General features: G+C 67.1%; 1 protein-coding gene and 2 pseudogenes. 1 reads left to right on the forward strand and 2 read right to left on the reverse strand.

Features of this window, described 5'->3' with window-relative positions:
- Positions 1-1,125, reverse strand: a pseudogene (locus VEC04_RS05555) (peptidase M61); the annotation flags it as partial.
- 93 nt (positions 1,126-1,218) lie between these two features.
- Entirely contained in the window at positions 1,219-1,725 is a 507-nt protein-coding gene (locus tag VEC04_RS05560; RefSeq protein ID WP_324774659.1) for an FKBP-type peptidyl-prolyl cis-trans isomerase, read from the reverse strand.
- A gap of 355 nt (positions 1,726-2,080) precedes the next feature.
- On the opposite strand from VEC04_RS05560, the pseudogene VEC04_RS05565 reads away from it, so the two are divergent.
- Positions 2,081-2,674 (forward strand): annotated as a pseudogene (locus VEC04_RS05565) (DNA-directed RNA polymerase subunit beta); the annotation flags it as partial.

A 2,674-nucleotide genomic window follows, 5' to 3' on the forward strand; every position in this document is an offset into this window, starting at 1 on the left:
CAGGCCCGCGCGGGCGGTCAGCACCTGACCCCAGTACTGCGTCTGGCCTTCATAGACCCAGAGCAGGGAGTTCTGCAGCGGCTCATTGAGGGTCGGGGTCAACTGGTCGGCCGGCCGCCGCCACTTGCCGTTCCAGGAGTGGACGTATTCGTGGCCGAGCAGGTCGCGGTCGGCGAGCGTGTTGGTCCGGGCGGTGAAATAGTCGGTGTCGACGCTGTTCTCGGACGAGCGGTGGTGCTCCAGCCCGATGCCGCCCAGCTTGTCGCTGACCGCCAGCAGGAAGTCGTAGTGGTTGAAGTGGCGGGCGCCGAACAGGCGGTCGGCCTGATCCACCAGATTGCGGTGCAGTTCGATGTGCTCGTCTGTGGCGGCCAGCATGTCGGCGTCGTCGGCGACGATGTTCAGGCGGACGGGCGAGCGGCCGCCCGGATCGAGGTCGATCTGGCGATAGTGTTTGCCCGCGAACACCGGGCTGTCGGCGAAATGCTCCAGCGTGATCGGGGCGAAGGTCGCCAGCCCGTTCTGGAAGCTGAGGGTGTCCAGCGCCGTGCCGTACTGCCAGCCGGCGGGCAGACGCAGCGTCGGACGGAAGGTGATCTGGCTGGACCGGTAGCCCGCCGGATAGAGCAGGGCCTTCTCCCACTGGATGTTGAGCATCTCGTCGGTGATGACGACGCGGCCCTGGCTGCCCTCGATCGGCGTCAGCCATTTGAACGAGACGTCGATCGAGGTCGCGCCGGCGGGAACCTCGATCTGGAATCCGTTGGTGTGTACGGTGTTGCGGACCCAGCGCAGCGGCTGGCCGTTGGCGGTGATCCTCAGGTCGGCGATGTCGTCGACCGGGCCGACGGGGCCGTGGTTGCCGGGGATCCACTGAGGATACAGCAGGATCATCGGCCCGGGCGCGGCGACGGGGATGGTCTGCCTGACCGAGACGATGCGGCGGTCGAGGTCGGTGGCGTCCATGTCCAGCGAGATCACGCCGGGGTAGGGGGCGTCGCGCGGCGTGGGGATCGGGGCCAGCGCGCGGTCCAGCGCGGGCGTTCCGACCTGGGCCAATGCCGGGGCCGAACCAAACAGCAGCGCGGCGGCGCAGGCGGAGGCGAGCAGGCGGGCGGAACGCATCATCGGAGGCTCTCGGTCAGTGAGGTTCGCCGGCAAGCTAGAGCGCCGCGGCGGCCCGCCGGATTAAATCCTCGTCATGTTGGGAGTTCCCGCTCAGGCGGCGGGCTTCACTTCCAGCAGTTCGACGGTGAACAGCAGGGTCGAGTTGGGCGGAAGTTCGTCGCCGCCGACCCAGCGGTCGCCGTAGCCGAGCGCCGCGGGGATGACGAACTCGAACTTCTCGCCCTCGCGCATCAGGCCGACGCCCTCGGTCCAGCCCTTGATGACCCGGTTGAGCGGGAACTCGGCCGGCTCGTTGCGGGCGTACGAGCTGTCGAACTCGCGCCCGTCGACGAAGGTCCCGCGGTAGTGGACCCTGACCGCGTCGGTCGAGGCGGGCTGGCGGCCCTGGGGCCTGGGGGGGCCGACCCGGCGGTACTGCAGGCCGGTGGCGGTGGTGGTCCATCCCCCCTGCGCGGCGTTCCACTCCAGATAGGCCGCATTGCCGGCGTTCCAGTTCTCCTGGGTCGACGAGCCGGAGAAGTCCCAGGGATTCGGCCCGGCCGAGGCGCAGGCGGAAAGGGTCAGGGCGGCGGCGGCCGCGAGCGCGATGCGTGTCATGCGGCGACGCTATTTTCCCTGCCGTTGCAAAGCAATGGCCCCACTGGAGCGGCCGCTTCGCGCGAGGCTTCGAAAAAGGACGCCGACGGTCTTTATTTCGCCGTCAAAGCGAGTATATCAGCGCGTTCCGCTAACTCCGTGAAGAGATACGCGCGAAAGCGCCGAGGCCCGGTTTGTCGCCCTCCGACCGGTGCGAAGGCGCGCTCCTCCCCAAGGGAGCCTTACATTTCAGGTGTCCTGGGACCGCAAGGCCCGAGGGTGGACGCCGAAACCGATGGTCACGGGTCGCCGGAATGGCGGAGCCGTGGCTGCTGCATTGAGCGGGCTGCCCGGTCCGCCGCATTGGGAAGACAGAATGGCCAAGTCCAAAGCGGAACTCACCGTCAACGGTCAGTTCCTCACCGCCACCTCGTTCACCGGCAAGAAGCGTATCCGCCACTCCTTCGGGCGCATCCCGGAAGCGGTGCAGATGCCGAACCTGATCGAGGTTCAGCGCGCCTCCTACGAGCAGTTCCTGCAGCGCGAGGTCCGCTCGGGCCCACGCAAGGACCAGGGCATCGAGGCGGTGTTCAAGTCGGTCTTCCCGATCAAGGACTTCAACGAGCGCGCCATCCTGGAATACGTCTCTTACGAGTTCGAGGACCCGAAGTACGACGTCGAGGAATGCATCCAGCGCGACATGACCTATGCCGCGCCGCTGAAGGTCAAGCTGCGCCTGATCGTCTTTGAATCGGACGAGGAAACCGGCGCCCGCTCGGTCAAGGACATCAAGGAGCAGGACGTCTACATGGGCGACATTCCGCTCATGACCGACAAGGGCACCTTCATCGTCAACGGCACCGAGCGGGTCATCGTCAGCCAGCTCCACCGCAGCCCGGGGGTCTTCTTCGAATCCAACCCGGGGCGGACGTTCATCCTGGCGAAGATCATCCCGTACCGCGGCTCCTGG

The sequence above is a fragment of the Brevundimonas sp. genome (assembly GCF_035626535.1).
Lineage (GTDB): Bacteria > Pseudomonadota > Alphaproteobacteria > Caulobacterales > Caulobacteraceae > Brevundimonas.

Excerpts from the sequence above, each read along its gene's own strand:
- VEC04_RS05560 (WP_324774659.1), bottom strand. The coding sequence starts at position 1,725 with ATGACACGCATCGCGCTCGCGGCCGCCGCCGCCCTGACCCTTTCCGCC.